This is a genomic window from Mycobacterium sp., from assembly GCF_049281135.1.
Classification (GTDB): domain Bacteria; phylum Actinomycetota; class Actinomycetes; order Mycobacteriales; family Mycobacteriaceae; genus Mycobacterium.
On sequence record NZ_JBAPRN010000084.1, the window covers coordinates 1 to 5,424 of the forward strand.

Here is a 5,424-nt window from a genome sequence, read left to right on the forward strand (position 1 = left end):
CCGGATAGCCGGGCAGCGATCGGAGGAGACGGCGGGCTTGCTGCACCGGGAAGAAATCTTGCTCTTCACCGACGACGAGCTGACCGTCGAACTCCCACTCCGTGTAGCACCAATACATGTACATGAAGCCGTAGCCGTGCCAGTGCAGCGTATTCCGGCAAGTGCCCACAGCGTGCAGCTCGCGGCCCAGCTCGTCGTCCCCGTGCACCTCCACGCGCAGCGGTCGGCCGTCCACACCCCGCTTGGTGACCATGCGCCGGGCCGAGGTCAGCCGGCTGGGTACTCCGTCACGTAGGTACCAACCGAAGAGGATCGGGTCGTCCACGCGCACACAAGGATCGGACGCGGGCGGCTGGTCGCTTACGGCGAGAACGCAGAATCCGCTGTCCTCGGATGCGACCGCCGAGCCGAAGTTGCCGCGTGGGTTGGTTTTGTACTGCCGAGGGCCCCACGAGTGGTCGCGCGCGTAGAAACAGTCGACGTCCAGCCGCTCTCCAGGCAGCTGCACCGTGCCTCGCATCCGGCCCGGCTGGTTGTAGTGGCCCTTGCCCCACTCGTCGGAACCCGTTGGCAAACCGGCCCCGACCGGTGCAGCGGACTGCGGCGGCGCTACCGCGTCCCAGTTCAACTCCAGGGTGCAGCCCTCGGCGCGGAAGTCGAGCGCGAACGACTCCTGCGGCTTGGCAGAACGCACGCTGAGGCCGTTGTCCAAGGTGAAGTCGTACATCTCAGCGTCGGCGGGTAGCGCCGCCGGGTTGCCCCAGTCGTAATACAGGCAGTCCCAGGTGTTCTCCCCGGACGGGTCCCAGAGTGCCACCCCGCCAACCGAGTACTGCATGTTCGGCCGATGGTAGAAGTACACCCAGCCGGTGAGCGTGCGCTCCGGTGCGGTGAATCCGAACCAGGCGCTCTCGTTCCAGTACGGGTCGAGTGAACCGCGGTGCAACCGGTCGTCCTCAGGACGGATCATCGTTGGCTCTCCTGTCCGGCCAGCCCGGGGCCCGCCAGCAATACTAGATTTCCATCCGAGACCGCGGGCCGGGTTGAGAGCAGTTGCTCTCTCCGCAAATCAGCTCTCGGGTGTTCTCCCTCGACGAATGCCGACGCTGAGGGCTCGCGACGTCTTTGGCCAGAACGGGAAGCCGTGCCACCGTACACTGAGGTCATGACTGCAGCTCTCTCCGGAGAAGGAGCATCGGAGCCGCTCACGCGGACCAGACCGAAGAAGCGGCGTTCCTCGCAAGTGCTGCGGGAGCTCATTACAGATGCCGCTCGTGACCTCTTCGCGAGCCGGGGCTATCAAGCGACCACCACACGTGACATCGCCTTGGAGGCGGGCGTTAACGAACCCACGATCTATCGGCATTTCGGGTCGAAGCCGAAACTCTTCGAAGCGGCCGTCGTCAAGCCTTACCACGAGTTCATGACCGATTTCATGACTCAATGGACTCGTAACAACCTTGAACCGCAGACCGGGGAAGAGGTCGTGCGGAATTTCGTGGTCGGCTTGTACGACGCGCTATCGGCGAACCGAAACCTGATCTTGGCGTTCACGTGCGCGGAGTATTTCGATGCAGGTGAACTCGGGCGCTCCGGCGAGGAATCGATTGTGAGCCGCGAGCTTCGAGCGATGGACGACTGGGCTCGGCAGACGTCGGCGCAGCTCGAATTTCACGACATTGATATCCCGGTGACGCTGCGATGCTCGTTCGCGATGGTGATGGGCCTTGTCCTCCATGACAATATGCTCTTCGAACAAGGACCTAAGCATCCAACCCGGGCGCGCATCATTCGAGAGCTAACCACGTACATGTATCGCGCCCTGTCCACCCGGCGGATTGAGCTGGGCTCAGACAGAGCTCTGGAATCGCGGCAGGCTTCAGAATGACACCCTGCCCTGAGGTCGTGACAAGAAGATAGCAACGGCATCATAACGGCGCCTTCCGCCTTCCCCAGGTATTTCCTGAGCTGTAGCCTTTGACATCGGTGGTCGCTGACTTTGCGCAGAAAGCTAGCGGAAGATATTCACGGATGAGCACAGCTCGATGAACTCGAAGGTCAAGCCCGGCGATCAATCCGTTCCGTCGGAGGCGGATCTGCTGGTGATCGGGTCGGGAGTCGCCGGCGCGGTCGCCACCCTGGCCGCGCACGCTCGAGGGCTGCACCCGGTCGTGGTGGAAAAGACCGATCGGGTCGGCGGCAACAGCGCGATGTCCGGTGGGCTGATGTGGGTGCCTAACAACCCCTTGCAGCGCGAAAACGGCGTTGCCGACTCCGCGGAACTCGCTCGGACCTACTTGGAGGCGGTGCTGGGCGAGCCGTCCGCACCCTCATCCCCTCAACGCCGCGCCGCCTTCCTCGAGCAGGGGCCTGCGATGATCAGCTTCCTGCGTACGCGGGGACTTGAGCTTTACCGGTGCGCGGGTTACAGCGATTACTACCCGGAAGAGCCCGGTGGAATGCCCGAAGGCCGCTCGGTCCGAATGGCCACGTTCGACCTCAATCGCCTTGGCCCCTGGCGAAATCTGTTGCGCCAACGCAATCTGTTTCCCGGCGTTCCAATCCACATGGAAGAAGTAGCCGGCGCCAACGTCGCGACCCGGACCCGTCGCGGGGCGCTGACCGCGGCACGCGTCGCTGGACGCGCGGTCGTCGGTCGACTCCGTGGCCAACGTCCCGACTCCCTCGGCGCTTCGCTGATGGGCACGCTCCTACTTGCCCTCGTTGAACGCGGAATTCCGGTCCACACCGACGTGGCGTTGACCGAGTTGACCACCTCCGGTGGGGCGGTGACCGGTGCCGTGCTTGCCATGCCCGACGGTTCACACCACGTCGTGCGCTCGAACGCGGTACTCCTGGCCAGTGGCGGGTTCAGCCACAACGACGTGATGCGCAAGCAATACGGCAGGTCGCCGGCCAGTACGGCGTGGACACTAGCCGGACCCGGCGACATGGGGGATGGCATTCTCGCGGGCCAGGCTGTCGGGGGGGCGCTCGACCTGATGGACGAAGCGATCTGGATGGGCACCTCGGTCCGCCCGAACGGCGACCGCGAAATGCATCTGTACGACCGTTGCCTACCGCACAGCATCGTGGTTGATTCCAGCGGCCAACGATTTGTCAACGAGTCCGTCGACTACAGCCGATTTGGTCAGGCCATCTACGGGCGTGACCCGGAGGTGCCGGCCATACCGAGTTGGCTGGTGATCGACTCCCGACACCGCAACCGCTACAGTCTGGGCGACATATTCCCTCGGGTTACCCCCAAGGCGCTGATCCGACAGGGTTACGTACGCAAGGCTGACACGCTCCACGATCTTGCGGTTGCTTGCGGGATCGACGCCGAAGGCCTCAGCGCCACGGTGGCGCGGTTCAACGAAATGGCGGCTCGTGGCGTCGACCAGGACTTCCATCGGGGTGAGAGCACCTACGACCGTTACCTTGCCGACCCTCGGGTCACGCCGAACCCGGCCCTCGGGCAGATCAGCGCAGCACCGTTCTACGCCGTTCCGTGCTATCCCGGTGACGTCGGCACCACTGGCGGGCTCTTGACCGACGAACACGCCCGATTGCTCGGAACCGACGGGCGCGTCGTCGCTGGTGTCTATGCCGCCGGGACCTGCTCGGCCACCGTAATGGGCCGTGCCTACCCGGGACCCGGCGCTTCGATTGCGGCTGGTGCCACCTTCGGCTACATCGCGTCAATGCACCTCGCGTCGGGCTAAGAGCGTGAGGGTCTCACTGCGCCCAGAAGGCCGGCGCCATCGTGGACGAAGATCTCCATCTCGGCTACCTTGCCTTCGCGCAGGATCGAGAGCTCTGCGAGTCTGACCTCACGGTCGCCGGAAGTAGTTGAGAGCCTGATGAGGCCAACGGCGTGGTCCCCGTCGGCGACGATGCGGTCGACCGTCAGGCTGCTCATGTCGAGGAACTTCGCGACGTCCCCGAAGAGGGCACTGAACTCGTCAATCCCCCGGTAGGTACCACCGTAAGGCAGGAAGGTCGGTTCCTTGATGACGACCTCGGGTGACAACGCACTGAAGAAGCCGGCAACGTCGCCGGCTTTGGCAGCGGCGTACATATCGACGAGCAGCCGCCGGTTCGCCGTCGTCAGCTCCGCCTCGCTCAGGTCGTATTCGGACATCGACACTCCCCGTGTTGGTGGATCACCGGCGTCAGTGCGGTTCGAGTTGGGTGACTTCGGGCACTGTCGGCGACATGGCAGTGCTGGGGAGCACACTGTCGGGCTCCCAGATGAGGGGCAGGCTGTTGAAGCCGTGTACCAGGAAGATCGTGTTGCGGGTGGGTTTGCGGGTTGGGTCGAGTTGGAGGGTCGGGATTCTGCGCAGCAGAGTGTTGATCGCCAGCTTCAATTCCTGGCGGGCTAGTGCGGAGCCCAGACAGTTGTGCACGCCGAGTCCGAACGTCACGTGTTGCCTCAACTCGGAGCGTTCCCGGTCGATGCGGAAGGTTTTCGGGTCGTCGAAGACGTCCTCGTCCATGTTGGCCGAGGCGTACACGGGGCGGATCTTCTGGCCGGCCTCGAAGCTGTGCCCCGCGAACTCCATGGCTCTGGCCGTGGTGCGGCAGGTGCCTTCGATCGGCGCCATGTAGCGCAGGATCTCTTCGACCGCAGTACCGATCAGCTGCGGATTCTCCTCGAGCTTGCGGCGCTCGCCAGGATTGGTGCACAGCAGGTAGATGCCGTTGCACATCGCTGTGGCGCTGGACTCGATCCCAGCGCCGAAGAACTGGGACACAGCGACCACGGCTTCTTCGTGAGTGAAGTAGGAGCCGTCGTCGGCGGGCGTGGTCAGGATGTGGGTGACCGCGTCGTGCAGCTCCTCGCCTCTGGCCGCGGCGGCCACTCGTTCCGGGCCCACCTCGGCGAGGAACGCGCTGATTTCGCCCAGTGCCCAGGTGCCTTTCTGGTAGGCCGCATCGTCACCACCGAACGTCGCGATGATGGCAAAGCCCATCTCCAGCACGTCCGCGCTGCGCTCGACCGGTAGGCCGACGAGGTGCGCGATCATGCTGCTGGTCACCGGAAGCGCGAAGTCCGACATCAGGTCCATCTGACCGTTGTCCGCCAACCCGTCGATCAGCTCGTCGATGCGGGCCTGAAGCATCGGGGCCAGCGCCGCGATGTTCTTCGGCGCGAAGGCGGGACGGCAGATCTTGCGGCTGCGGTTGTGCGGTTCACCGTCGGACCACACCAGCATTCCGGTACCAGCGACGGGAGTCATCCGCTCCGGCCCGGCGCCTTCGATGGACAGAAAATCATCGGGGCTGTGCAGGATTTTTTCGACGTCGGAGTACTTCAGGAACGAGTAGAGATCGGTGACGGGGCCGGTCACGAACGGGTTGTCGTTCAGTTCCTTCAGCTCGGCCTCATCGAACACGTGGTGGTGCACCGGACAGGCC

Annotated in this window: 5 protein-coding genes; 2 read left to right on the plus strand and 3 right to left on the minus strand. The window is 64.1% G+C overall.

Features of this window, described 5'->3' with window-relative positions; genetic code table 11:
- Positions 1-970, minus strand: a 970-nt coding sequence (locus WAN02_RS03380) for a DUF7065 domain-containing protein (RefSeq protein ID WP_422262772.1), incomplete at its 3' end; no start/stop codon positions are given.
- A gap of 195 nt (positions 971-1,165) precedes the next feature.
- Here WAN02_RS03380 and WAN02_RS03385 point away from each other — a divergent pair.
- Both WAN02_RS03385 and WAN02_RS03390 read left to right on the plus strand, forming a co-directional pair.
- Positions 1,166-1,888: a TetR/AcrR family transcriptional regulator gene (locus tag WAN02_RS03385; protein WP_422262773.1), complete on the plus strand. Its 723-nt coding sequence runs from the start codon at positions 1,166-1,168 to the stop codon at positions 1,886-1,888.
- Positions 1,889-2,045: 157 nt separating this feature from the next.
- Positions 2,046-3,725, plus strand: coding sequence for an FAD-dependent oxidoreductase (locus WAN02_RS03390; protein WP_422262774.1), 1,680 nt, complete (start codon positions 2,046-2,048; stop codon positions 3,723-3,725).
- Here the strand turns inward: WAN02_RS03390 and WAN02_RS03395 are convergent.
- Entirely contained in the window at positions 3,722-4,144 is a 423-nt protein-coding gene (locus WAN02_RS03395; protein WP_422262775.1) for a nuclear transport factor 2 family protein, read from the minus strand. The genes WAN02_RS03390 and WAN02_RS03395 overlap by 4 nt on opposite strands.
- A gap of 31 nt (positions 4,145-4,175) precedes the next feature.
- On the minus strand, positions 4,176-5,424 hold a 1,249-nt coding region (locus WAN02_RS03400; RefSeq protein ID WP_422262776.1), incomplete at its 5' end, for a cytochrome P450.